The sequence below is a fragment of the Streptococcus suis genome (genome assembly GCF_046032515.1).
GTDB classification, from domain to species: Bacteria; Bacillota; Bacilli; order Lactobacillales; family Streptococcaceae; genus Streptococcus; species Streptococcus suis_AL.
The window spans coordinates 41561-65063 of sequence record NZ_JARQPJ010000001.1; the positions used below are offsets into that span (position 1 = coordinate 41561).

At 40.6% G+C, this 23503-nt stretch carries 26 protein-coding genes and 1 riboswitch; of the genes, 23 read left to right on the forward strand and 3 right to left on the reverse strand.

The genetic code is table 11. The features are described 5' to 3' along the window. The 4 genes from murC to greA all read left to right on the forward strand — a co-directional run bounded on the left by murC (position 1) and on the right by greA (position 4323). Positions 1-1332, forward strand: a complete 1332-nt coding sequence (gene murC / locus P7J49_RS00220; RefSeq protein ID WP_024378795.1) for a UDP-N-acetylmuramate--L-alanine ligase — start codon at positions 1-3, stop codon at positions 1330-1332. Between the two features lie 55 nt (positions 1333-1387). Further along, the gene (locus P7J49_RS00225; RefSeq protein WP_172051052.1) at positions 1388-1873 is read left to right on the forward strand and encodes a GNAT family N-acetyltransferase; all 486 of its coding nucleotides are present in this window, start codon (positions 1388-1390) and stop codon (positions 1871-1873) included. A gap of 71 nt (positions 1874-1944) precedes the next feature. Continuing rightward, positions 1945-3762 (forward strand): endolytic transglycosylase MltG, encoded by a 1818-nt coding sequence (mltG, locus tag P7J49_RS00230; RefSeq protein WP_408568703.1) that lies wholly within the window; start codon positions 1945-1947, stop codon positions 3760-3762. Between the two features lie 78 nt (positions 3763-3840). Next, positions 3841-4323 carry a transcription elongation factor GreA gene (gene greA, locus P7J49_RS00235; RefSeq protein ID WP_002938298.1) on the forward strand — a complete coding sequence of 161 codons (483 nt, stop codon included), beginning with the start codon at positions 3841-3843 and terminating at the stop codon, positions 4321-4323. A gap of 273 nt (positions 4324-4596) precedes the next feature. Here the strand turns inward: greA and yidC are convergent, their stop codons facing one another. Beyond that, the gene (yidC, locus tag P7J49_RS00240) at positions 4597-5511 is read right to left on the reverse strand and encodes a membrane protein insertase YidC (protein ID WP_024417731.1); all 915 of its coding nucleotides are present in this window, start codon (positions 5509-5511) and stop codon (positions 4597-4599) included. A 66-nt stretch (positions 5512-5577) separates the two neighbouring features. Further along, a complete protein-coding gene (locus P7J49_RS00245; protein WP_002942735.1) occupies positions 5578-5859 on the reverse strand; it encodes an acylphosphatase in 282 nt (93 codons plus the stop codon). Positions 5860-5989: 130 nt separating this feature from the next. Here P7J49_RS00245 and P7J49_RS00250 point away from each other — a divergent pair, with 130 nt between their 5' ends. From P7J49_RS00250 to P7J49_RS00260, 3 genes are read left to right on the forward strand one after another with little or no spacing between them, the layout of a single operon-like run. After that, complete coding sequence (locus P7J49_RS00250) at positions 5990-6730, forward strand: TrmH family RNA methyltransferase (RefSeq protein ID WP_398595478.1); 741 nt, start codon at positions 5990-5992, stop codon at positions 6728-6730. 46 nt (positions 6731-6776) lie between these two features. Then, the gene (locus tag P7J49_RS00255; protein ID WP_002942738.1) at positions 6777-7259 is read left to right on the forward strand and encodes an HD domain-containing protein; all 483 of its coding nucleotides are present in this window, start codon (positions 6777-6779) and stop codon (positions 7257-7259) included. A gap of 21 nt (positions 7260-7280) precedes the next feature. Next, positions 7281-7982, forward strand: a complete 702-nt coding sequence (locus P7J49_RS00260) for a Bax inhibitor-1/YccA family protein (RefSeq protein WP_009910586.1) — start codon at positions 7281-7283, stop codon at positions 7980-7982. A 49-nt stretch (positions 7983-8031) separates the two neighbouring features. Here P7J49_RS00260 and pepC read toward each other — a convergent pair whose 3' ends face one another. Beyond that, on the reverse strand, positions 8032-9363 hold the full coding sequence (gene pepC / locus P7J49_RS00265; protein ID WP_408568705.1) for an aminopeptidase C: 1332 nt from the start codon (positions 9361-9363) through the stop codon (positions 8032-8034). Between the two features lie 728 nt (positions 9364-10091). Here pepC and P7J49_RS00270 point away from each other — a divergent pair. The 16 genes from P7J49_RS00270 (at position 10092) to P7J49_RS00345 (ending at position 23338) form a co-directional block, all read left to right on the forward strand. Beyond that, positions 10092-10868 carry a hypothetical protein gene (locus P7J49_RS00270; RefSeq protein ID WP_408568707.1) on the forward strand — a complete coding sequence of 259 codons (777 nt, stop codon included), beginning with the start codon at positions 10092-10094 and terminating at the stop codon, positions 10866-10868. 193 nt (positions 10869-11061) lie between these two features. Beyond that, positions 11062-12309: a diaminopimelate decarboxylase gene (locus P7J49_RS00275; protein ID WP_211839890.1), complete on the forward strand. Its 1248-nt coding sequence runs from the start codon at positions 11062-11064 to the stop codon at positions 12307-12309. Positions 12310-12411: 102 nt separating this feature from the next. After that, on the forward strand, positions 12412-12648 hold the full coding sequence (locus P7J49_RS00280) for a YneF family protein (protein WP_136671539.1): 237 nt from the start codon (positions 12412-12414) through the stop codon (positions 12646-12648). 89 nt (positions 12649-12737) lie between these two features. Continuing rightward, positions 12738-13532: a glutamate racemase gene (gene racE, locus P7J49_RS00285; protein ID WP_398591461.1), complete on the forward strand. Its 795-nt coding sequence runs from the start codon at positions 12738-12740 to the stop codon at positions 13530-13532. Next, on the forward strand, positions 13529-14539 hold the full coding sequence (locus tag P7J49_RS00290; protein WP_408568710.1) for a nucleoside-triphosphate diphosphatase: 1011 nt from the start codon (positions 13529-13531) through the stop codon (positions 14537-14539). Before racE ends, P7J49_RS00290 begins: the two co-directional genes overlap by 4 nt. Beyond that, positions 14512-15039, forward strand: coding sequence for a metallophosphoesterase (locus P7J49_RS00295; RefSeq protein ID WP_408568712.1), 528 nt, complete (start codon positions 14512-14514; stop codon positions 15037-15039). The genes P7J49_RS00290 and P7J49_RS00295 overlap by 28 nt, the downstream gene beginning before the upstream one ends. Further along, positions 15036-15494, forward strand: a complete 459-nt coding sequence (gene cbpB, locus P7J49_RS00300) for a cyclic-di-AMP-binding protein CbpB (protein ID WP_125069858.1) — start codon at positions 15036-15038, stop codon at positions 15492-15494. The genes P7J49_RS00295 and cbpB overlap by 4 nt, the downstream gene beginning before the upstream one ends. Further along, entirely contained in the window at positions 15491-16222 is a 732-nt protein-coding gene (gene xerD / locus P7J49_RS00305; RefSeq protein WP_408568713.1) for a site-specific tyrosine recombinase XerD, read from the forward strand. The genes cbpB and xerD overlap by 4 nt, the downstream gene beginning before the upstream one ends. Then, positions 16222-16941 carry a segregation/condensation protein A gene (locus P7J49_RS00310; protein WP_002942755.1) on the forward strand — a complete coding sequence of 240 codons (720 nt, stop codon included), beginning with the start codon at positions 16222-16224 and terminating at the stop codon, positions 16939-16941. Before xerD ends, P7J49_RS00310 begins: the two co-directional genes overlap by 1 nt. After that, on the forward strand, positions 16925-17494 hold the full coding sequence (gene scpB, locus P7J49_RS00315) for an SMC-Scp complex subunit ScpB (RefSeq protein ID WP_024398410.1): 570 nt from the start codon (positions 16925-16927) through the stop codon (positions 17492-17494). The genes P7J49_RS00310 and scpB overlap by 17 nt, the downstream gene beginning before the upstream one ends. Next, positions 17484-18215 carry a pseudouridine synthase gene (locus P7J49_RS00320; protein WP_024375836.1) on the forward strand — a complete coding sequence of 244 codons (732 nt, stop codon included), beginning with the start codon at positions 17484-17486 and terminating at the stop codon, positions 18213-18215. Before scpB ends, P7J49_RS00320 begins: the two co-directional genes overlap by 11 nt. Next, positions 18215-18454: a membrane protein insertion efficiency factor YidD gene (yidD, locus tag P7J49_RS00325; RefSeq protein WP_044674253.1), complete on the forward strand. Its 240-nt coding sequence runs from the start codon at positions 18215-18217 to the stop codon at positions 18452-18454. The genes P7J49_RS00320 and yidD overlap by 1 nt, the downstream gene beginning before the upstream one ends. Before the next feature lie 496 nt (positions 18455-18950). Then, entirely contained in the window at positions 18951-20726 is a 1776-nt protein-coding gene (locus P7J49_RS00330) for an oligopeptide ABC transporter substrate-binding protein (protein WP_408568715.1), read from the forward strand. Between the two features lie 387 nt (positions 20727-21113). After that, complete coding sequence (locus P7J49_RS00335; protein ID WP_024378130.1) at positions 21114-21659, forward strand: tRNA (cytidine(34)-2'-O)-methyltransferase; 546 nt, start codon at positions 21114-21116, stop codon at positions 21657-21659. Between the two features lie 49 nt (positions 21660-21708). Continuing rightward, a riboswitch (FMN riboswitch) is annotated at positions 21709-22043 on the forward strand. 59 nt (positions 22044-22102) lie between these two features. Beyond that, positions 22103-22660 carry an ECF transporter S component gene (locus P7J49_RS00340; RefSeq protein WP_172088341.1) on the forward strand — a complete coding sequence of 186 codons (558 nt, stop codon included), beginning with the start codon at positions 22103-22105 and terminating at the stop codon, positions 22658-22660. Between the two features lie 24 nt (positions 22661-22684). Next, positions 22685-23338 carry a phosphatase PAP2 family protein gene (locus tag P7J49_RS00345; protein ID WP_029175877.1) on the forward strand — a complete coding sequence of 218 codons (654 nt, stop codon included), beginning with the start codon at positions 22685-22687 and terminating at the stop codon, positions 23336-23338. Positions 23339-23503: the final 165 nt, after the last annotated feature.

Below are 23503 nucleotides of genomic sequence, written 5' to 3' on the forward strand. Positions count from 1 at the left end.
ATGACAAAAACCTATCATTTTATCGGAATTAAGGGATCAGGTATGAGCGCACTTGCTCTTATGTTGCATCAAATGGGGCATAAGGTTCAAGGTAGTGATGTAGAGAAATACTACTTTACACAACGTGGGCTTGAACAAGCTGGGATTCAGATTTTACCGTTTGATGAGAAAAATATTACAGCAGATGTTGAATTGATTGCTGGTAATGCTTTTCGTCCAGATAACAATGTGGAAATCGCTTATGCTGATGCCCAGGGCTATACCTACAAACGTTACCATGAATTTCTAGGTGAATTTATGAAAGGTTTTACGAGCCTCGGTGTTGCTGGTGCCCATGGTAAGACCTCAACAACGGGATTATTGGCACATGTTATGCGCAATATCACAGATACTTCCTTCTTGATTGGTGATGGTACTGGTCGCGGTTCGGCAAATGCTCAGTATTTTGTGTTCGAATCCGATGAATACGAACGTCACTTTGCCCCATACCATCCTGAATACAGCATCATTACCAATATTGATTTTGACCATCCAGATTATTTCACTAGTCTAGAGGATGTTTTCAATGCTTTCAATGATTATGCGAAGCAAGTAAAAAAAGCTCTCTTCGTTTTTGGTGAAGATGAGCAACTTCGTCGTATCACGGCAAATGCTCCAATCTACTATTATGGCTTGGAAGACAATAATGATTTTGTTGCTTATGACTTGAAGCCTTCTACAAGTGGTTCACAATTCAAAGTTCGCCATGGTGAAGAAGAGTTGGGAGAATTCCAAATTCCAACCTTTGGTAAGCATAATGTGATGAATGCAACAGCTGTTATTGCTAATCTCTATATTGCTGGATTTGATTTGCAACTGGTTGCAGAACACTTGAAGACATTTGGAGGTGTCAAACGTCGCTTTACGGAGAAAATTGTCAATGATACTGTTATCATTGATGACTTTGCTCACCATCCAACGGAAATCATTGCAACCATTGATGCGGCACGTCAGAAGTATCCTAGCAAGGAGTTGGTAGCCATTTTCCAACCACATACATTCACTCGTACCATTGCGCTTCTCGATGAGTTTGCAGATGCTTTGAATGGAGCAGATGCAGTTTACCTTGCTCAAATTTATGGCTCAGCGCGTGAAACAGACAACGGTCAGGTTAAGGTAGAAGATTTGGCAGCTAAAATCAACAAAAAAGGTGGACTTGTTACAGTTGAAAACACTTCACCACTTTTAGACCATGACAATGCAGTATATGTATTTATGGGAGCTGGTGATATTCAGTCCTATGAATACTCCTTCGAAAGACTCTTGTCAAATCTCACAAATAACGTCCAATAAAAAGAAAGACGGAGGCCTATGGCCCCTGTTTTTCCGCTATATAAGGGAGAAAATTATGGAAATTCGTTTTGCTACTCCTTCGGATTTAGAACAAGTTGTTTTGATTGAAAATGCCAATTTTTCTAAAGAGGAACGGATAGCTGAGTCTGTTCTTGCCATTTATCTGAATGCTTTGAGTAAAACATGTTTAATAATGGAACACGATGGGGAAATAGCAGGATATTTATTATCCTGTCCCTCTGTTTCGAAGACTGTTACAGACGATATTTTTTACTTGACAGAGAGTGACATGCCGACAGGCGGTCACCTAGCTATTGCCAGTCTATCCGTAGCGGATACCTATAAGGGGCAGGGAGTGGGGACTCTTTTGTTGGCAGCCATAAAAGAAGTGGCTTTAGCGGGAGGATTTGAAGGAGTTTCCCTGACCTGTAAGGAGTATTTGATTGGCTACTATGAAATGAACCAGTTTGAAGACTTTGGCCCCTCCTTGTCGCAATTTGGAGGACAAATGTGGAGTGATATGTACTGGAAAGCCTTGTAGAAAGGGAAGTTCTTGCAATTCATAAGCCTTTAAGATATAATGTATAGTAACTGTGTGAAAGGAGTAACAGCGTGACAAAGGATACGAATGAAAAAAACACGCAGTCTTCAAGCTTCCGCGATCAAATTTTACGAGATTTGGAAGAATTGAAGGTGAAACGTTTGGCGGAACAATCAGCGGATGTTCTTGTTGATAAGCGTAACGAAATTATCAACGAGCTCCAGCCTAGTCTTGCCGAAGAAAAAGCCCCCCATAGAGAGACTGAAATTGTAAAAGTAGAAGGTATTGCTTTCCCTGATTCATACTTGCCAGAAGAACAGCAAGAATCAGAAGTGATGACGGAAAGTATTGAAGAGCCAACATCAGAAACTTTGGCTACTCCAGAGACTTTTGAGATTGAAAAAGAAGTCATTTCAAGTCCGGTTCCTCAAGATACGGTGGAGCGGAACTTGGAAGAGCTACGAAACCTTGTAGCTGCTAATACTGTAGAATTTGACGAGGCTCCATCAAGCTCATTGGTTTCCGAACCGGTTGAGCCTGTCCTTTCAGAGAAGTCTTCTTTGGAAGATACATTTTTGGAATTTCCAACGGAAGATGTATCAGCTGTAACGGGTGATACAGAGGTTATCTCGCTGGAAGAAACAATTGTTGCAACGAAGGCAGTAGCTCCAGTTGCAGCGACAGAAGAGCAGGTGCAACCAACACAGTCTAGACGATCATCGTCGCACAGAGCAAACAAGCAACGTCGCAAAAAACAGGATAAAGCCGCTAAACGCATTGTCTCTGTTATCATGTCGATTATTGTAGTGGCGGTTCTAGTGACAGGTCTTACTGGCTATATGTGGGTAAAATCTAGTCTGGAACCAGTTAATGCAAAAGCTACAGAAGCTATTCAGGTAGAGATTCCAGAAGGGTCTTCAACTTTAGAAATTGGTAAAATTTTAGTCGATAACAAGTTGATTAAGAATGCTACTATTTTTAATTACTACTCTAAAATTAAGAGCTATAATAATTTCCAAAGTGGTTTTTATAATTTAAAACAAAATATGTCTGTGGATGACATCGCCAAAGCACTTCAAGAAAGTGGCACTCCGACAGCTCAAAAAGAAGCCGCAGGTAAGATTTTGATTGTCGAAGGATATACACTGACACAAATTGCTCAGGCTATTACAGATAATACCAAGACAGAAGATAAAAATGATAAAACACCATTTACCACAGAACAATTTATGGCTACTGTGACCAACCAAGATTTTATTAATCGAATGGTTGCTACTTATCCAAAATTGTTTGCCAGCTTACCAGCTGCTGATAGTGGAGTTATTTATCAGTTGGAAGGTTACCTCTTCCCAGCGGTTTATGAATACAGCGATGAAACAACTATCGAAGAGCTCGTTGAGCAAATGATTGCCGCGATGGATAATCGTTTACAACCATATTATGAAACGATTGCTGCTAAGAATTTGACTGTAAATGAAGTTCTTACCTTGGCATCTTTGGTTGAAAAAGAAGGTTCGACTGATGAAGATCGTCGAAACATTGCAAGTGTCTTCTTTAACCGCTTGAATGCAGCAATGCCTCTACAATCCAATATTGCAATCTTGTATGCTCAGGGTAAACTTGGTCAAGAAACAACTTTGGCAGAAGATGCAGCGATTGATACATCAATTGAGTCACCATACAACATTTATTGGACACCAGGATTGCTGCCTGGACCAGTGGATAGTCCAAGCCTTTCGGCTATCGAGGCAGTGATTAATGCCAACACGACAGACTATCTTTACTTTGTAGCAGATGTTACAACTGGAAATGTTTACTTTACAAATAATATTGATGAACATAACCAAAACGTTGCTAAGTATGTAAATGCACATCTTAATAATGAGTAAATTCTTACAACAAAATTATGTGGTTTTCCACATAATTTTGTTTTCATGAAAAATAAAAGAAAAGAAAAGGAAAGACAAATGGCAGAAAAAACATATCCAATGACCTTGGAAGAAAAGGAAAAATTAGAAAAAGAACTAGAGGAACTAAAGCTAGTTCGTCGACCAGAAATTGTTGAACGTATTAAAATTGCTCGTTCTTACGGAGACCTTTCAGAAAACTCTGAGTACGAAGCAGCTAAAGATGAACAGGCTTTTGTTGAAGGTCAAATCTCAACAATCGAAACAAAAATTCGTTATGCTGAAATCGTAAACAGTGATGCAGTTGCTGCAGATGAAGTGGCAATTGGTAAGACTGTGACTGTTCAAGAAGTTGGTGAGACTGAGGAAGAAGTCTATCATATCGTTGGTGCTGCAGGTGCAGATGCCTTTGCAAACAAGATTTCAAACGAAAGCCCAATTGGCCATGCTTTGATTGGTAAAAAAACAGGAGATGTTGCAACAATTGAAACACCTGCTGGTAGCTATGATGTAAAAATCTTGAAGGTTGAAAAAACGAAATAAGGTGTGGAGAGAGTCGAAAGATTCTCTCTTTTTGTATAGTCGTTTAGTAGGCTCTTTTATTCCTTCGACGAGCACTGAGGCGAACAGAGTTCGATTCAGCTCAACAACTTAAAAAGAAAAATTGTTGACGAACTCTTCTATGAATGGTTGAGCTCTTTCCCACTCCCTATTTCCAACCTCCAACTATTTCCCAGATAGTTGAAGCAAGTTCAAAAAGTAAACTAAACATACTTTATAAGAAAACAACCATCTGAAACAGATGGTTGTGATTTTTTATCTAGAACGTTGTTTACCGGCGTTACGGTTTGATTTCTTAGAAGTTTTTTCTTCGATGATAGCGGATGCTTTAGGAGTTACATCCTTGATAGTTGATTTATATGGTTTTGGAGGATTATTTTTAAATTCTTCTTCAACCTTAGCACGGATACGTGGTTTCAAGATGAAGTTTGTAAGAGCTTGTTGAACAAGACCGATAAATCCACCGACTACCCAGTAGAGGGTAACGCCAGCAGGTGAAGACCAAGAGAACATAACAATCATCAATGGGTTCATGATTGCCACAGCTCTCATTTGTTTCTTCTGTTCTTCGTCCATACCGACTTGCATCAGAAGTGATTGAGCGTAGTAGAGGATACCAGCAATAGCTGTTAGAATGAGACTTGCAGAACCGAGATCAATGCCAAGGAAGGTTGCTTCTGAGATTCCTTCCGTGTAACGAGCTGCATAGAAGAGCGCCGTAAAGAATGGCATTTGAATCAAGATAGGAAGGCAGCCCATTCCACCAAATACGCTGACACCATATTGTTTTTGAGCAGCAAAGTATTCCTGTTGGGCAGCCAATTGCTCTTCTTGGGAACTTGCATTTTTCATGCGTTCTTGGATTGGACCTAAAATTGGTTTGAGGTAATTCATTTTCTCAGACTGATAGGTTGATTTCCAAGATTGGTAAATACCTAGTGGCATGATGAAGAGACGAACAATCAATGTCACGATAATGATAGCAACACCGAAACCGAGTCCTTGGTTTTCCGCGAAGAATTTAATCAGGTTTCCCATTGGGGCAACAAGGAAGTTGTAGACCCAACCTTCACCAGTAGGAACACCGTTCTTTGTCTGCACACATCCTGATAGAAATACTAGCGTAGACAGGGCTAGACCTGTTAATAAAATTCGTTTATTCTTTTTCAAAATGATACATTCCTTTTTTTACAAGATACATTCTATTTTACTTTTTTTGTTCAAAATATACAAGTTTTATCTATAAGCCACCTGAAAATCCTTATAGTCTTCGAAGTTGGCTAGGGTGACATCGAGATAGGTGACTTTGGCCATACGAGAAGGCCCTTTCCGAATTTCATGGATAAAATGGCTGAGCTTCTCAGCATTATCTGACTGAGCTAAAATGGTGACAGTTCCATCATCATTATTCCAAACTCTGCCGTAGATGTCTCCTATTTCCACAGCTAAAAATTGAACAGACCAACGAAAGCCGACTCCTTGCACACGACCAGATGCAATCATTTTTACCTTTCGCATAAGTTTCTCCTTTTGACAAGACATTTACTTTATTATATCATGGTTGGGTAAGACTGTTCAAAAATCAAGATAATTGATTTAGCCGTTGGAAAATTGAAGTTGCTGAGCAGTAAAAGAAAAAGGGGCATTCATGGAGATCATTCGCTCAAAGGCCAATCATTTGGTCAAGCAGGTTAAGAAATTACAACAGAAAAAATACCGTACTTCTTCTTATTTGATTGAAGGTTGGCATTTGTTGGAGGAGGCTTTGGCAGCCAAAGTACCTATTGAACATATTTTGGTATCAGAAGAATATGTTCATCGGGTTGCTGGCTTATCCAATGTAACAGTTGTCAGTTCAGATATTATGCAGGATTTGGCAGACTCACGGACACCGCAAGGGGTAGTAGCTCAACTGTCTTTACCAAATCAGACCTTACCTGATGTCTTAACAGGAAAATTTTTGGTTCTGGAGGATGTGCAGGACCCTGGAAATGTTGGTACCATGATTCGTACAGCTGATGCAGCTGGTTTTGATGGAGTATTTCTATCGGATAAGTCGGCAGATATTTACAATATGAAAGTTCTGCGTTCCATGCAAGGGAGTCATTTCCACTTGCCAGTTTATCGAATGCCGATGACTGCTATTTTTTCTGCTTTAAAAAGCAATCAGATACAAATCTTGGCAACAACCCTCTCTAGTCAGTCGGTTGACTATAAGGAAGTTACGCCAAATCCGAGTTTTGCCTTGGTCATGGGAAATGAAGGTCAAGGAATTTCAACTTTTGTAGCCGATGAGGCGGATCAACTTGTCCATATTACCATGCCAGGGCAGGCGGAAAGCCTCAATGTGGCGATTGCAGCAGGAATTTTATTGTTTAGCTTTATTTAAGCCAAGTGTACTATAGTGTGGTATAATATTCCAACGAGGTTAACGAATGGTTGCATATAAACAAGATAAAGAATACATGCATTACGTGGGGCACTTGATTGCCACACCCAAGGTGCAAAAATTGGGGAAAATCCCTCATCATTATTACTCCACGCGCTTGGAACATTCCATCAATGTCTCTTATACAAGCTATAAGATTGCGAAAAAATTTGGTTGGGATGCCAAGTCAACAGCTCGTGGTGGTCTATTGCATGATTTATTCTTCTATGATTGGAGAGACACCAAATTCAACAAGAGCCATGCTTGGGTTCATCCACGAATTGCTAAACGCAATGCTCAGAAACTCATTCAACTCAATAAACTAGAAGAAGACATCATTGTGAAGCATATGTTTGGTGCGACAATCGCTCCTCCTCGCTACAAGGAATCTTGGATTGTGACATGTGTGGATAAGTATTGGGCTGTGAGAGAGTGGAGTCTGCCCTTACAACACAAGTGGAAAAATCGTAAGGTCTTTCGTTTTCAATAAAATGATTTAAAGGAGAATAGTATGAATAACGATTCATTTATTATTAATCAGGTGGATAATACCGCCCTCAACCGTTTCTTCGGTAAAATTTATGGTGTGGTTGCCATGGGAATTGGTCTGTCAGCTCTAGTTTCTTTCTTGGCTGTGACCGTCTTTCAATCTTTATTGCTTAGTCTGCTGAGTGCAGGTTCCATCATCATGATGCTGATTATGATTGGTCAGATTGCCTTGGTTGTTTCTGCTTCAGCAATGGCAGCTAAAAATAGTCCAATGGCTCTACCAATGTTTCTTGCCTACTCAGTAACAAATGGGATTACCATCAGCATGATTTTGATGTTCTATACTAGCGAAACAGTTGTGCTCGCCTTCGTGTCAGCGGCTCTCATGTTTGCTATCATGGCTGTAATTGGGATGACAACGAAGAAAGATCTTTCTGGTATGGCCCAGGCATTGCGTGCAGCTCTATGGGGAATTATTATTGCAAGTGTTATTAATATCTTCCTTCGTAGCTCAGGTCTAAGCTTTATGATGTCTATCATTTCTGTTTTGGTATTCTCAGGTTTGATTGCTTATGATAACCAACGTATCCGCAATGTTTTCGAACAAACTGGTGGTAATGTTGGCCAAGGTTGGGTCGTATCCATGGCGCTTCAGCTCTATCTTGACTTCATCAACCTCTTCCTCAACTTACTCCGTATCTTTGGTGGTTTGAGTAGAGACTAATTATGACATATAAAAAAGAGGGGCGCCCTCTTTTTTTATATGTCGTTTGTTATGCTAGAGCTCCCATTGGATCCCATGGGGCAAGGACTTGTGGTTGAGCTTGATAAGCTGCTAGTTCTTCTGGTGTGAGGAATTCTTTTCGGACAACAATCTGATAAGTATACTCGTCCATCCAGCTATCTGATGCGACGAAGTATCCCTTGTCACCAACCTTGTCACCCCAAGAGTTTTCTACTTTCCATTTGAGAGGTTGCTCATTATCGTCTAAATCAACACCAGTTAAGACCATAGCGTGGGTCATCAAACTTTCGGAGTAGTCTAATCTTCCGGCCTTGTCTTGATGGAAATGGATACCCAGACCTGAAGAGAAGTCGTAGGTGTTGGTTGCCATAATACCAGTTTGACGGTTGCTACTTTGACCGACATCGGAACCAAACCAAACGGACTCACCAGCTTTGAGTTGGGCAATAGCCAGTTCTTTAAACCGGTTCATTTCTACATTGAGGTAGCGGACAGCAGGGGCACCAACAACGTTCCCCAACAATTCGACTGTATAAGATTTATTGTAGGGTTTGTCAGTTGTAGGAGCATTGATAATGGAGACATAGTCAGATAGTTTCAAACCAACGTATTTCTCGTAGAATGCCTGAGGTGTTACATTTGTATCACGGTGATAGACATTGTTTTTATCTCTATATGCAAAATCAAAGCTGCGTGGAGGGAGTCCAAGGTTGACGGCTAGGAAGTTAAAGATTTCTTGAAGTAAGTTTTCTTTTTGTACTTGAACTTCTTCCGAGGAAGCTCCTTTGGCAAGGAGGTCTCGCAAGATTTGTGCATCTTGACGGAGCAATTTGTTAAGGTACTGATTAAGTTCACGGCTGGCACTGGATGAGATAGATTCTGGATAGACGGATTTCGGTACCACACCATATTTTTCAAATAGAGCAACAACCATATCCCATTGACCGCCATCTTGTTGCGGGGTATCCAATAAGAATTTTACCTTACGGCTACCAATTTCTTGGTCAGCTGTGGCAATGATTTGTTCGAGGAACCAGTTGGACTTTTCATATTTATCCCAAAAGAAGGTATGGGCCTGTGATAGCTCAAAATTTTCCAGTTTGAAGTCAGAGATGAGCTTGTGGCGGAAGGTATTCAATGCAGCAAACATCCAGCAACGTCCAGAAGCCTTTTGGTTTGAAACAGCGTCCTTGGTCAAGTCGATTGAAAAGACATAGTCATTGTCGATGGCGCTTTGGCGTGTTTCTAAGGATTTCAAAAGTCCGTTGTGGCTCACGGCATTTTCGGTTGCCTGTAGGCTTGGATTAGCTAGATAGTTGGCATACAAGCGTTCTGTAAAATCAAAATCTAATGTTGACATATATTACTCCTTTTTTAATGATATTCACATTATAGCGCTCATAATTTATTTTGCAAGTTTTAGATGGGAGAGTGATGACACTTGTAAAAACGTATACGAGCATTCAGAGCGGGCAAGAGTCTTTTGAATTGTGACAATCTCATCAGTATTATTAGCCATTTCATAGACGTTTACTATCGAATCGCATGTTTCTAGGGCAGATTATCATATTGGACTTTTTATACTAAAAAGCCAATATAAAAACACCTAGAAACATAAAACGTAAGGTTTCTAGGTGTCTAATAATTGCTGATTTGCCATAAAATGATCAAATGATACGAGATTGAGGGAACTAGCCCGTCTGATATGGAGATGGCAGAAAGTTAGGAAACAAAGTAGGACGTATACGAGATGAAATGTATAATTATTTGACAAAATACTATATTTTTTGTATATTAATACTAAAGATGTGGTAAATTAAAAACAATTATCAACAAAAGCAATAGGAGAATAAAGAGACTTCTATCTTTGTTTGTTTTGGGATGGTAATTGAAGAAAAGTAGCATGTATGTAGCTTCGGGTAGGGATACATACTTTAGAAAGGTTGCTGATAGAATCAATAGTAATACAATGATGTAAAAAATAGTCTCACTTTTCATAAGCTCACCTTGTTTCATTTTTTTAGGTATTTTTATAACATATTAGCATATAATACGACTCTTGTAAAGAGTAAGGAAAGGATGAATTCTATGGTTGCTTCAAGAAACGTAATTAAGATTTTATTTAGTGTAATTTGTTTAATGTTTTGTTTAGGAAATACAGTTTTTGCCGATACCCCATCTGAAGTGGTTAACGTCGTTGAGAGTTCAGCGGTATTTAATTTGTATCCGAATATTGATAGGGAGAATAAGAAGATTCTAGAGATTACAGATAATCAAGGAAATGTGGTGAAGTATATATTTCAATATTCAGTGGATACACCGTATTCTGAAGAAATAACCTCTCGAATATCAGGGAGAGATATTACTATGAATTTATCAGTTTCTATCTCTTCTCTTTTACTGATTGGCTTTGACGTGCAAACGAATACCATTGAGACTATATTGGTTGACTACTCACTCTTGGAAAGAGAAGGGACAGTTACAATTATAAACCTAGATACTAATGCCTCTGTTAAGCTAGCGGTAGAAGAGATTTCACCAGAATTGGTGGAACTTTGGGAAGAAATGAGTTTCAATAAATCGTCTTTAGTGATAGAAACTGAGGAAGAAATAAGGGCACAGATGAGAGAAAGAAGTGTCGGTAGACCGTGTATGTATTGGGTTTGTACAAAGCATAAAGAGGGGGGAGGAAAATGGCATGAAGGTTGTTCACAGATTGGTGGCTTTGTATGTCAGCTAGTAGGGAAAAAGCTATCCTATGTTGGTAACATTGTTTGTTCCGGAGCTGTTCTGGTTGGATGTTATATCCCTTCATATAGGGTATGTATGGACGGCTATTGGGAAACACGATTTTGTCCAAATTAATACAGTATAGAAGTGTATAAACTACTTGGTGAGCTTGTGTTTGAATTTGATTTGGTAACAGTCCCCTTAGCAAATAGATTGTTAAATATAGCTTTCTTTGCTTATTTAATTCCCCACTCGTTTGAGTGGGTTTTCATTTTCTGAAAATCAAATTCTATGGTATAATAGGAAAAATATTTGATGAGGTAGCGACATGACCAAGACACCATTTGTTAGTAAAGAAGTTTTAGAAACCATTACGGAACAATTTCCGACACCTTTCCATTTGTATGATGAAAAAGGTATTCGTGAGAAGGCCCGTGCCCTCAATGCGGCTTTTTCATGGAACAAGGGCTTTAAGGAATATTTTGCGGTCAAGGCGACACCGACTCCAGCTATTTTAAAAATTCTACAAGAAGAAGGCTGTGGAGTGGACTGTGCAACGGATGTAGAAGTGTTGATGAGTGAAAAATTGGGCTTTAAGGACATCATGTTCACATCCAATGATACCCAAGCACAAGAATTTGTCTATGCCAGAAAAGTTGGGGCGACCATTAACCTGGATGCCTATGAGCATATTGAGTTTTTGAAAAATGTTGCTGGAATCCCAGAAACGGTCTGCCTCCGTTACAATCCAGGAGGAGTCTTCTCACTTGGAACGGACATTATGGACCACCCAGAAGAGTCTAAATTTGGGATGACCAAGGACCAGTTGATGAAGGGCTACAAGGAATTGAAAGAGCTTGGTGTCAAGGAGTTTGGGATTCATGCCTTTCTGGCTTCAAATACTGTAACCAATGACTACTACCCTGTCTTAGCTCGTCAACTCTTTGAATTGGCCTTGGAAATTCGTGAGGAAACTGGCGTGACCTTGGACTTCATCAACCTATCAGGTGGGATTGGGGTCAACTATCGTCCTGAACAAGAACCAAACGACATTGCGGTTATTGGTGAGGGTGTTCGCAAGGTTTACGAGGAAATTCTCACGCCAGCTGGTATGGGACATGTCAAAATCTTTACGGAATTGGGACGCTTTATGTTGGCTCCACACGGTCACTTGATTACCAAGGTCCTTCACCGTAAGGAAACCTATCGGACCTATATCGGTGTCGATGCATCAGCTGCCAACCTCATGCGTCCAGCCTTCTATGGTGCCTACCACCATATCACCAACATTACCCGCCCAGATGCGCCAATCGAAGTGGTGGATGTGGCTGGTTCCCTCTGTGAAAACAACGACAAGTTCGCAGTCAATCGTGAATTACCACGCGCAGAAGTAGGAGACACCTTGGTCATCCATGACAGTGGTGCCCACGGCTTCTCTATGGGCTACAACTACAATGGTCGTCTGCGTTCTTCAGAAATTCTTTTGCAGGAAGACGGCACAGCGCGGATGATTCGTCGAGCTGAAACTCCTGAGGACTATTTCGCAACTATTTACGGTTTTGAATTTGACAGGTAAGTCTTGGAAAAGACTGCTGAATTTGGTATAATAGATTCATTAAGAGATTGTCGCAGTGCAATTCTGAATGAATTATTTTTAGAAGAGTCAGGAGATTGACAGATGAACATCGGTTTAGCTATTTTATTGATTGTATTGGCCTTTGCAGGTGGTGTAGCCTTGGGTATTTACTTGTCACGCAAACAAGTTGAAAACTATATTGCTGACAAACCAATTTTAGATGAAAATGCTTTGCGTTTGATGATGAGCCAAATGGGTCAAAAACCAAGCGAAGCAAAAGTACAACAAGTACTTCGCCAAATCAAGAGCCAACAAAAAGTGGCAAGCAAGAAAAAATAATCAAACTGGGACTGGGATATTCATTCCCAGATCCCATTTTTTGAGTAGAAAAGAAAGGCTAGTCAGATTTTCTGGCTATTCTCAGTAGTATGGATAATCGACCAATAGGTTTTTTAGATTCAGGTGTGGGGGGATTAACGGTTGCGCGTGAGTTAATGCGCCAACTTCCCCATGAAGAAATCGTTTATATCGGGGACTCGGCACGGGCACCTTATGGACCCCGTCCAGCAGAACAAATCAGAGAATATACGTGGCAGTTGGTCCATTTCCTTTTGACAAAAAATGTTAAAATGATTGTTTTTGCCTGCAATACGGCAACAGCGGTAGCCTGGGAAGAAGTTAAGGAAAAGTTGGATATTCCTGTTTTGGGAGTTATCTTGCCTGGAGCATCGGCAGCTATTAAGGCAACGCAAACTGGTAAGGTTGGTGTTTTAGGAACGGCTATGACCATTCAATCCGATATCTATCGTGAAAAAATTCAGGCCCTTTCTCCAGAAACGCAGGTAGCCAGTCTGGCCTGTCCCAAGTTTGCCCCTCTGGTTGAGTCCAATAGCCACCAATCCAGTCTTGCTAAAAAGGTTGTTTATGAGACACTTCGCCCACTTGTTGGGAAAGTGGATACCTTGGTTTTGGGCTGCACCCATTATCCCCTGCTTCGCCCTATCATTCAGAATGCCATGGGCAAGGATGTCAAGTTGATTGACAGTGGTGCAGAGTGTGCGCGGGATATTTCTGTTTTATTAAATTATTTTCAAATCAATCGCAGCCGTACCGAAAAGGATATTCAGCACCGATTTTACACAACAGCTAGTCCGGCAGCTTTTAAAGAAATTGCTGAAAGCTGGATGGGCATTGATATTCATGTGGAGCATGTAGAACTATGACAGACAAGATATACGAATACAGAGATGAACACAATTGGTTTATCGGAAAAGCCAGCTTTGCCAATCTATTTGGTTCATTTGGTGAAAATGGGAGAGAGCAGGAAATTTACCAGATTGGTCAATTGTTTGACAAACTGATTGCAGGTAATTATGATGATGAGAACTTTAACCAGTGTGTCAAAATTGAAGTGATTAAACTTCAGTCGGACTTTGCCCTCTTCCAATTTGCCTGTGGTATTTTGAATGAGTTAAACAATCGTCAGTTCAAGGTTCTCCAACACCAAGGAGCTATTCTGGTAACAGAGAACGACAAACTTCTCTTAGTCCATCTGCCCCAAGCAGGAGTTAGCACGGCAGATTTCTTCGGTCAAGACAAGGGATTGGCAAGCGTAGGAGATACCATCTTAATTGCTACAAAAAATGAAGGTAAGACCAAGGAATTCCGTAAGTTTTTTGAGCGTTTTGGCTACCAGGTCGAGAACCTCAACAACTATCCTGACCTGCCAGATGTAGCAGAAACAGGGATGACTTTTGAGGAAAATGCACGGCTCAAGGCTGAAACCATAGCAGAGCTGACAGGCAAGATGGTCTTGGCAGATGATTCTGGTTTGAAGGTTGATGCACTTGGCGGACTGCCAGGAGTTTGGTCTGCACGTTTTTCAGGTCCAGATGCCACAGATGAGCTCAATAATGCCAAGCTCTTGCATGAGTTAGCTATGGTCTTTGACCTGAAAGATCGTTCGGCACAATTCCATTGTACTCTGGTCATGGCTGCTCCAAATCGTGATAGTTTGGTTGTCGAAGCTGACTGGGAAGGTTTTATCGGTATGGACCTCCGTGGGGAAAATGGTTTTGGTTATGACCCGCTCTTCCTCGTCGGTGAAACAGGCAAGACCTCGGCAGAGTTGACCTTAGAAGAAAAAAATCAGATTTCCCACCGTGCACAAGCACTAGAAAAATTAGTGGAGGCATTTCCAGTATGGCAAGAGCAAGCAAAACAATCCTAGTCATGAGTGATTCTCATGGGGATAGACAGATTGTAGAAGAGATTAAAAAACACTATCTTGGCAAGGTTGATGCTATTTTCCACAATGGTGATTCGGAGCTGGACAGTCAAGATAGTCTTTGGGAAGGTATTCAAGTGGTTAATGGCAACTGCGACTATTTTGGCGGTTATCCAGACCAGCTCATTACTCAATTGGATGGTGTGACCATTGCCCAGACCCATGGTCATCTCTATGGTATTAACTATGGCTGGCAACGCTTGGATTATTGGGCACAGGAAGTTGATGCGGATATTTGTTTGTATGGGCATCTGCATGTGCCTGATGCCGAAGTGCGTGGCAAGACCCTCTTCCTCAATCCTGGCTCCGTTAGTCAACCACGCGGCTTAATCAGAGAATGTCTCTATGCTCTTGTGACCATCTATGATGATCACTTCCATGTGGATTACTACAATCGACAGCACCAACTTTACCCAGCATTGACAAAGGATATTTCAAGATGATTGCAAGAGAATTTGAAGCCTTTTTGTTGGACCAAGAAGAAACCTTCTTGACACCAGCAGATAAATTGGCTGTTATTATCGATACCCATAATATTGACCATGCAAAACTGTTACTCAGTCACATGACCTATTCACGCGTACCTGTGGTAACAGAAGATGGTCTTTTCTTCGGCACCATTGGCTTGACGGAAATCATTAAATATCAAGCTGAAAATGAACTATCGGATGATGAGTTAAACAGAGATATTTCCTTGATTGTAAAGACAGATGAAGAGACTGTTGGTCTGGATTATGATTTGACAGAAGTGATGCGCAAGCTAGTAGATCAATCTTTCTTACCCGTCCTTGGGGAAAATAGAGAATTTATGGGAATCATTACCCGCAAATCCATTCTCAAAGCCATTAATGCTCTCTTGCATAATTTCCCCCTAGCATCAAAAGAAGGCAAGAAATGAAGCAGGCGATTGAATCTTTTATCCAGAGCAAAAAGGTCAGTGTCAACAGCCAAAAGTCCTATACCTATGACCTGCAGCAGTTTGTGACAGTAACAAAGGGGGAGATTAGCCAACAGTCTCTTTTGGTCTATCAGCAGTCTCTTCTAGACTTGAAACCTGCTGCTCAGAAAAGAAAAATGTCAGCGGTCAATCAATTTCTCTACTTTCTTTATGAAAATAATCTCCTGGATCGTTTTTATAAATTGCAAACGATGTCAGAACCAGCCAGCGTCAAAAAGAAACTGGAGCGTGAGGATTTAACTCTCCTCTTTCAAGAAAGTCCTTGGCTTGATGGGCAACTGATTGCTCTTTTGATTGCCTTACTAGGGCTGACTCCTAGTGAAATAGCAGAGCTGACTAGTCAGCAGGTCAATTTGGATTTTCAAGTCCTGACAGTTGAGAAGGGAGGAGCCAAGCGGGTGCTCACTCTGCCCAAGGAATTGATACCCTATATGGAGTCCCATCTGTCTGGACGCTATATCTTCGATAAGAAGGGACAGACCTATTCTCGTCAATGGTTTTTTAATCGTCTGACAGAATTTGTCCAGTCCATCGGCAAGCCTGATTGGACAGCCCAAAAATTGCGGGAGCAGTATATTCTAAAACAGGTAGACGAAGGAAAATCCTTGGACCAAATCGCCAAGCAGTTGGGACTAAAAACAAGCATGAGTTTGGAAAAATTTAGATAATGGATATAAAATTAAAAGATTTTGAAGGGCCACTTGATCTCCTGCTACACCTGGTGTCCAAGTATCAAGTAGATATTTACGAGGTTCCGATTACAGAGGTTATTGAGCAATATTTGGCCTACATTGCTACCTTGCAAGCCATGCGTTTAGAGGTAGCGGGAGAATATATGCTCATGGCTAGTCAATTGATGGTCATCAAAAGTCGTCGGTTATTGCCGAAGGTTGTTGAGCAAATTGATCCCGAAGATGATCCTGAAATGGACCTCTTGGACCAGTTGGAAGAATACCGCAAGTTCAAGCTTCTCAGTGAGAAATTAGGGGAGCAACATGATGAAAGGGCCAACTATTTTTCAAAACCCAAATTAGATTTGATTTATGATGATGTACAGTTAGCCAAGGATAAGACCGTCATTGACATTTTCCTAGCTTTTTCTAAAGTAATGGCTGAAAAACAGGCAAGCCTCCGTCAGTCTCATGCGACCATTGCCCGTGATGAATATAAAATCGAAGACATGATGGACTTTGTTCGCAGTCGTTTCGAGACTGGTCCACGCCTTGAACTCCGTCAGCTTTTTCAAGAAAGTCAAGATGTCAATGAAATGATTACGATTTTCCTTGCGACTTTAGAATTGGTCAAGGTTCATGAAATCGTCTTGGAGCAGACAGAGACTTTTGGAGATATTTATCTAGTAAGGAGTGAAGATGAATCGCTTAGCTGAAATCGAAGTCCTGCTTTTTGTGGCAGGTGAGGATGGCTTGAGTTTGCGTAATTTGGCTGAAATGTTGGAATTGCAGCCCACAGCTGTTAGTCAGCAATTAGAGAAACTCAGTGAAAAATACATGGCCGACCAGGCATCAGGCTTGGCTCTCTTAGAATCCTCCAATCGCTACAAGTTGGTCACTAAAAAAGAGTATGCAAACCTTCTGCGTATCTATGCCAAAACACCGATCAATCAGACCATGTCACGAGCCCTTTTAGAAACCTTATCAATCGTAGCCTACAAGCAACCCATTACTCGGATTGAAGTTGATGATATTCGCGGAGTCAATTCCAGTGGTGCCATCAGTAAATTACAGGCCTTTGACCTCATTCGTGAGAACGGTAAGAAAGAGGTTCTTGGCAGACCAAATCTCTATGTGACAACGGATTATTTCCTGGATTACATGGGAATTAATAGTCTAGAAGAATTGCCTGATGTGTCTGAAATAGATTTGATTCAAGAAGAAACAGAGCTATTCGTAGAAAGAAATGAGTTAGAAAATGAGAATTAATAAATACATTGCCCATGCTGGAGTTGCCAGTCGTCGTAAGGCAGAAGAATTGATAAAACAAGGCCTAGTAACTGTAAATGGTCAAGTTGTCCGTGAGTTGGCAACGACTATTAAGTCTGGTGATATTGTGGAAGTGGAAGGGCAACCAATTTACAATGAAGAGAAGGTTTACTACCTCCTCAATAAACCACGTGGTGTCATTTCTAGTGTGTCAGATGACAAGGGCAGAAAGACGGTTGTGGACTTGTTGCCGACCGTCAAAGAACGGATTTATCCTGTTGGTCGTTTGGACTGGGATACGTCAGGGGTATTGATTTTGACCAATGATGGTGATTTTACGGATGAGATGATTCACCCTCGAAATGAGATTGACAAGGTTTATTTGGCGCGTGTCAAAGGGGTTGCCAACAAGGAAGTTTTGCGTCCTTTGACCCGTGGTGTTGTCATTGATGGCAAAAAGACTAAGCCTGCAGTGTACGAGATTATCAAGGTGGATCCTGTTAAGAACCGCTCAGTTGTAGAATTAACAATCCATGAAGGTCGAAACCACCAGGTTAAGAAGATGTTTGAAGCGGTAGGTCTGCAGGTGGACAAGCTTTCTCGTACTCGCTTTGGTAATCTTGACTTGACCGGTCTACGTCCAGGAGAATACCGCAAGCTCAATAAGAAAGACATCAGTAAACTACATACCCTGGCTGTTACTAAGCCAGTTAAAAAATAATGACTAGACTCTTGATCGGCTTGGTCCGATTCTATCAGAAATTTATTTCCCCCCTTTTTCCGCCCTCTTGTCGCTACCGTCCAACTTGTTCCACTTATATGATCGAGGCCTTACAAAAATATGGACTCAAGGGCTTTTTGATGGGGTTGGCTCGAATTGGTCGCTGTCATCCCTTTGTGGAAGGTGGGGAAGATCCTGTGCCGGACAGGTTTAGTTTGAAAAGAAATAAGCAGAAGTAGGGCAGCCTACTTTTTGTTTTGTATAAATATAGGTTTTTAGGTTGCCTTTAGTACTCTCTCAAAAGGTTTGGGGAACCTTTTAAGGCTGGAGATAGGGCAAAGCAAGTTTGCCTCAATATTAACAGTCCACTGGACTGTTAAAGCCAATCAATCACTGCGCTCAGATGTTGACACGAACGCTGAGAAGCGAGGTTGGTCTTTTTGCCCATCCTCCGCTCATCGATGGAATCAAAGATAAACCAAATGATTCTCCATTTTGTTACAGACAAGACTATACTTATCCGAGTTCATTGAGTATTGGGCTTAGTGGACTATCATAAAAAATGAAGAAGCAGTAGTGGCTGAAGAGGTACTCTTTTTTACCTCTATTCGCTGCTATTTTTAGTTAAAATGGAAAAAAGTGAGAATACTCAAAGGCGAATATTGTTGGTAAGATAGTTGCATATTTATGCTAAATCGTGCTATACTATTCAAAATAAATAAATGGGGTAGGGATATGAAAAGAATGAAAAACATCGCTTTAACTGGTATCGGTCTGCTTTCTATTGCAACGTTAACAGCTTGCCAAACTAAAGAAAAGACGAGTGATGTTGCTCTGACATTTAAATCAGAAGTGACACACGAAGGACAAACTATTGAAGGCGGAAGTCTCAAATATGCCTTGGTAGCTTCGGCGCCTTCGACCGGTATCTTAATTGATGAATTATCGCAGACGGCGGTAGACTCAACCTTTGCAGGCATGGTTGATATTTCTATGTTTGGATATGATTCAGCTCGTACGTTAGACGATTCAGGCCTTGCTAAGGCAGAGTTTGATGTAGACGCAAAGACAGTTACCGTTAGTTTGACAGGCAAGGACTATAAGTGGTCTGATGGGGAAGCCTTCACCATCGATGATTATATTTTCACAATCGAACAACTAGCTAGTCCAGACTATACAGGGGTTCGTGCAGATACTACCTATACAAATATCATTGGCTTTGAAGAATTTCAGGCTGGAACAGCAAGTGAAATTTCAGGTGTTAAGAAGGTTGATGACTATACGGTAGTCCTCTCAGTGAAAGACATGTCTCCATCCATGATGTATGCTGGTGGTGGAGTACCTTATTTAGTCATGCCGAAACACATTTTTAAAGACATTGCAGTCAAAGATTGGGAATCAAGTGAGTATTCTCGTACGGCAAAAGTTGTCGGTATGGGTCCTTATAAGGTCAAGGAAATTGTCAATGGCGAGTCGGTGACCTATGTACCAAATGAGTACTACTTTAAAGGGAAAGTTAAGCTAGATAGTTACAGGATTGATATTGTTTCACCAGATACGATTGTTGCAGAAATGAGAGCAGGCAATTATGATATTGCTGATATGCCAACAGATCAGTACGAATCTTACAAGGACTTATCAAATATTACTTTGCTAGGTAGTCTGGATGGTATTTACAATTATATTGGCTTCAATCTTGGTAAGTACGATGATGCTAGTGGTAAGAATGTGACCAATCCTAATGCTAAGATGAATAATGTTAAATTGCGTCAAGCAATGGGATATGCGTTGGACAATGCGGTGATTGGAGAGAAATTATATAACGGTTTGTATCACCCGACAAACTCACTAATTATCTCTTTCTTTGGAGATGTTCACGATTCAGAACTAGCTGGCTATAGTTATGATCCTGAAAAGGCTAAAAAACTTCTCGATGAGGCAGGATATAAAGACGTAGATGGAGACGGTATGCGTGAAGATGCTGATGGAAAACCGCTTACCATCAGTGTTGCAGCACAGAAATCAACCGAAACGCAAGAAACCATGGTACAGCAATACCTTACATGGTGGAAAGAAATTGGTTTGAATATGGAACTCTATACAGGAAGAACTATTGAGTACAATACTTTCTATGAATCAATTGCTGCCAATGATGAGGGGATTGATGTCTATCTTGCTGCTTGGATTGCCGGCCTAGATCCAGACCCGACATCATTGTGGGGACCTGAAGCGATGTACAACTATACTCGCTTCGTTTCAGATGAAAACACAGCACTTTTAAATAAAATTACCTCTGCTGAGTCATTTGACGAACAAAAAAATATTGAAAACTACAAAGCTTGGCAAGAATATGCCTTCGAACAAGCCTTTGCAATTCCAACCTTTGAACGTGAAAGTATTACTGCCGTTAATAAACGCGTTAAATATTACGACGTTTATATCGGTTCGGACAGTAAATTAAGCCATGAAAATCTTGAGTTGACTGCGGAAAAAGGGATTGCAGCAGAATAAATGTAAGAAAGGGGAGTTTATTTGCTCTCCTTTTTCATTTTCTATGAAAATTTGAAAAAAATGGGGCAAAACTCTTGATTTTCAGCCTTCTTTAAGCTACAATAGTATCACGATTTCATTGATTTAACTCAAACCTGTTGTGAGTTAAGTGAATGAATCATCATTCACCATGCTGTTTGCTGAGCTTGACTCCGGGCAGTGTGGCTATTTTTTTGTCTTTCTTGCCATAGGAGACAGTCGAGTCTTTTTACTCAATGAAAATCAAAAAAAGAAACTAGACAACAAGCAGCAGACTGTATTGGTATACGGTAAAATGCAGCTGACATGGTTTGGATTTGATTTTCGAAGGGTATTCGTGTTTAGTGAAATGTCACCAGAGAGGTCCTTATGAATATTGAAACATTAGAGTATATAGAAGAAACAGCCAAAAACCACATTGTCTTATTTGAACCACAGATTCCACAGAATACAGGCAATATTGCTCGAACTTGTGCTGCAACCAATAGTCCTCTCCATATCATTAAGCCTATGGGATTTCCAATTGATGACCGTAAGATGAAACGTGCAGGACTAGATTATTGGGATAAGTTAGATGTTCGCTTCTATGACAATTTAGCAGAATTTATGGATTATGCCAGCAAACAAGGACGTGTTCACTTAGTATCTAAATTTGCTGATAAAACCTATTCGGATGAAGACTATAATGATGGGAACATTCATTATTTCTTATTTGGCCGTGAAGATAAGGGCTTGCCAGAAGATTTTATGCGTGAACATCCAGAGAAGGCTATCCGTATTCCAATGAATGATGAACATGTGCGTAGTCTTAATGTCTCTAATACAGCGTGTATGATTGTATATGAGGCTCTTCGGCAGCAACAGTTCGTTGGTCTAGATTTGGTTCACACCTATGATGGGGACAAGTTAAAATAGTGAAAACTTACCAAGCTCTTGCAAATGCAAGGCTTTTTTGGTATGATGAAATAGTCTTCAGGGCAGGGTGAGATTCCCGACCGGCAGTGATTTTTTGATTCTTGATTTTCTTTTTCTCTCATTCGTCGTTGACCAGGCTTGCCTAACTCCAGTTATGCCTTCGCCTTGTCGCCTAGACTGATAGAAAAATCTTAAGCAACACTCAAAAAAGTGTTTTTGTTTCATTTTAGGACTAGGCAAGGAGGTGCAGACTATACTAAGGGTATGTCAAGCCGACTTAACGAAGCCATAAAATAGAAAGAAAGACACGTACAGTCTGCGAGCGAAAGCTGATGTGGTGCAATTCCACAACCGACAGTAAAGTCTGGATGGGAGAAGACGAGGTGGAGGCTTTTTGCCTGCTCTTCCACGCTTCTTCAATTTTCAAAAATTGGAGGAACCTTATGACAAACACACGCAAAATGACGATTATCGCCATTCTCTCAGCAGTATCCTTTCTGCTCATGTATTTGAAATTTCCGCTGATTCCAACAGCCAGTTTCCTGGAAGTGGATTTTTCTCTTGTACCGATTTTATTTGGTCTGCTTGTTCTAGATATGAAGTCTAGTTTTGCTATCCTTTTGGTACGAACTTTTCTCAAACTGATTTTAAATAATCAGGGACCATCGACAATTATTGGCTTACCGATGAATATTGCAGCTATGTCAGTTTTCATTTTAGCAGTAGCTTATTTCTGGAAAAATGACCAAGCGATAAAAAATTATTTAAAAGCAGCCGCTATTGCGACGCTTGGTTCGACAGCAGTGATGCTGGTATTAAATTACGTTTATGCGGTGCCTGTTTATGCAGCCTTTGCAAATTTTGATATTAAAGAAATCTTGGGTCTGACTAACTATCTTTTGATGATGGTACTTCCTTTTAATCTTTTACAAGGGATTGTGCTTTCAGCAATATTTTATATCTGTTACAAAGCAGCCCAACCTATTTTAAAGAAAGTTTAACCTTTATAAGGTAAACTATACTGTATGAAGAATAAACAAATCCATTTACGAAACGCATCTTTTTTTGCTCTAGCCTTTGTGATATTGGGCTATGTAGTAAAATTTTATCCTAGTACTCTAGCAGGTTTTGACTCAACTGTCCAGTCTGCCATTCGTGGAAATTTACCAAGTGGAGCCAGTCAATTTTGGACCTCTATTACTGTTTTAGGAAATACGGTTATTATTTTAGCTATTACCATGATTCTAGCTACTATCTTTTACTACTATAAAAAATGGAAGATAGAAGCTTATTTCCTACTTGCTAGTTTTGCGGCGATGGGTGTGGCATCCACAGCCCTGAAATATGTCTACCAACGTCCGCGTCCAAGTATTGAATGGTTGATTGATACCATCGGTTACTCATTTCCTAGCTGGCATACTGCATCAACTATGATGATTGCAGGAGCAGTTGTTATTATTGTTCACCAGAGGATGAAGAAAGGCATAGCTAGACTTGTGCTACAAGCCGTGTTGATTCTACTTGCTGTCCTGGTAGCTGTATCCCGTATCTATATTGGGGTTCACTACCCGACAGATATTATCGGCGGTTGGCTACTTGCCGTCACTCTTTTACAAATGATGTATCCATTTTACGATCAGAAACGCTTTGAATGGCGTTTCCAAAGTAAGCAAAAATAGTCAATTTGACACCAACTCCTACTGTAAAAGGTAGGAGTTTTAACTTGTCATCTTCGCTTTTCCGTCCTTTGTAGAAGTGGCTTATTTCACAAGATTTATTGAGGCTGAGCTCAGGCACAGCGCCATTTCTTAGAGTTCGCGCTGGATTTATCGGAAAATCGTACA

Excerpts from the sequence above, each read along its gene's own strand:
- xerD (WP_408568713.1), top strand. The coding sequence starts at position 15,491 with ATGAAGCAGGCGATTGAATCTTTTATCCAGAGCAAAAAGGTCAGTGTC.
- P7J49_RS00255 (WP_002942738.1), top strand. The coding sequence starts at position 6,777 with ATGGTTGCATATAAACAAGATAAAGAATACATGCATTACGTGGGGCAC.
- P7J49_RS00275 (WP_211839890.1), top strand. The coding sequence starts at position 11,062 with ATGACCAAGACACCATTTGTTAGTAAAGAAGTTTTAGAAACCATTACG.
- yidD (WP_044674253.1), top strand. The coding sequence starts at position 18,215 with ATGACTAGACTCTTGATCGGCTTGGTCCGATTCTATCAGAAATTTATT.
- P7J49_RS00245 (WP_002942735.1), bottom strand. The coding sequence starts at position 5,859 with ATGCGAAAGGTAAAAATGATTGCATCTGGTCGTGTGCAAGGAGTCGGC.
- P7J49_RS00345 (WP_029175877.1), top strand. The coding sequence starts at position 22,685 with ATGAAGAATAAACAAATCCATTTACGAAACGCATCTTTTTTTGCTCTA.
- P7J49_RS00295 (WP_408568712.1), top strand. The coding sequence starts at position 14,512 with ATGGCAAGAGCAAGCAAAACAATCCTAGTCATGAGTGATTCTCATGGG.
- P7J49_RS00260 (WP_009910586.1), top strand. The coding sequence starts at position 7,281 with ATGAATAACGATTCATTTATTATTAATCAGGTGGATAATACCGCCCTC.
- scpB (WP_024398410.1), top strand. The coding sequence starts at position 16,925 with ATGAATCGCTTAGCTGAAATCGAAGTCCTGCTTTTTGTGGCAGGTGAG.
- murC (WP_024378795.1), top strand. The coding sequence starts at position 1 with ATGACAAAAACCTATCATTTTATCGGAATTAAGGGATCAGGTATGAGC.
- cbpB (WP_125069858.1), top strand. The coding sequence starts at position 15,036 with ATGATTGCAAGAGAATTTGAAGCCTTTTTGTTGGACCAAGAAGAAACC.
- P7J49_RS00340 (WP_172088341.1), top strand. The coding sequence starts at position 22,103 with ATGACAAACACACGCAAAATGACGATTATCGCCATTCTCTCAGCAGTA.
- P7J49_RS00310 (WP_002942755.1), top strand. The coding sequence starts at position 16,222 with ATGGATATAAAATTAAAAGATTTTGAAGGGCCACTTGATCTCCTGCTA.
- pepC (WP_408568705.1), bottom strand. The coding sequence starts at position 9,363 with ATGTCAACATTAGATTTTGATTTTACAGAACGCTTGTATGCCAACTAT.
- P7J49_RS00280 (WP_136671539.1), top strand. The coding sequence starts at position 12,412 with ATGAACATCGGTTTAGCTATTTTATTGATTGTATTGGCCTTTGCAGGT.
- P7J49_RS00335 (WP_024378130.1), top strand. The coding sequence starts at position 21,114 with ATGAATATTGAAACATTAGAGTATATAGAAGAAACAGCCAAAAACCAC.
- P7J49_RS00250 (WP_398595478.1), top strand. The coding sequence starts at position 5,990 with ATGGAGATCATTCGCTCAAAGGCCAATCATTTGGTCAAGCAGGTTAAG.
- P7J49_RS00290 (WP_408568710.1), top strand. The coding sequence starts at position 13,529 with ATGACAGACAAGATATACGAATACAGAGATGAACACAATTGGTTTATC.
- greA (WP_002938298.1), top strand. The coding sequence starts at position 3,841 with ATGGCAGAAAAAACATATCCAATGACCTTGGAAGAAAAGGAAAAATTA.
- P7J49_RS00320 (WP_024375836.1), top strand. The coding sequence starts at position 17,484 with ATGAGAATTAATAAATACATTGCCCATGCTGGAGTTGCCAGTCGTCGT.
- P7J49_RS00270 (WP_408568707.1), top strand. The coding sequence starts at position 10,092 with ATGGTTGCTTCAAGAAACGTAATTAAGATTTTATTTAGTGTAATTTGT.
- racE (WP_398591461.1), top strand. The coding sequence starts at position 12,738 with ATGGATAATCGACCAATAGGTTTTTTAGATTCAGGTGTGGGGGGATTA.
- P7J49_RS00225 (WP_172051052.1), top strand. The coding sequence starts at position 1,388 with ATGGAAATTCGTTTTGCTACTCCTTCGGATTTAGAACAAGTTGTTTTG.
- P7J49_RS00330 (WP_408568715.1), top strand. The coding sequence starts at position 18,951 with ATGAAAAGAATGAAAAACATCGCTTTAACTGGTATCGGTCTGCTTTCT.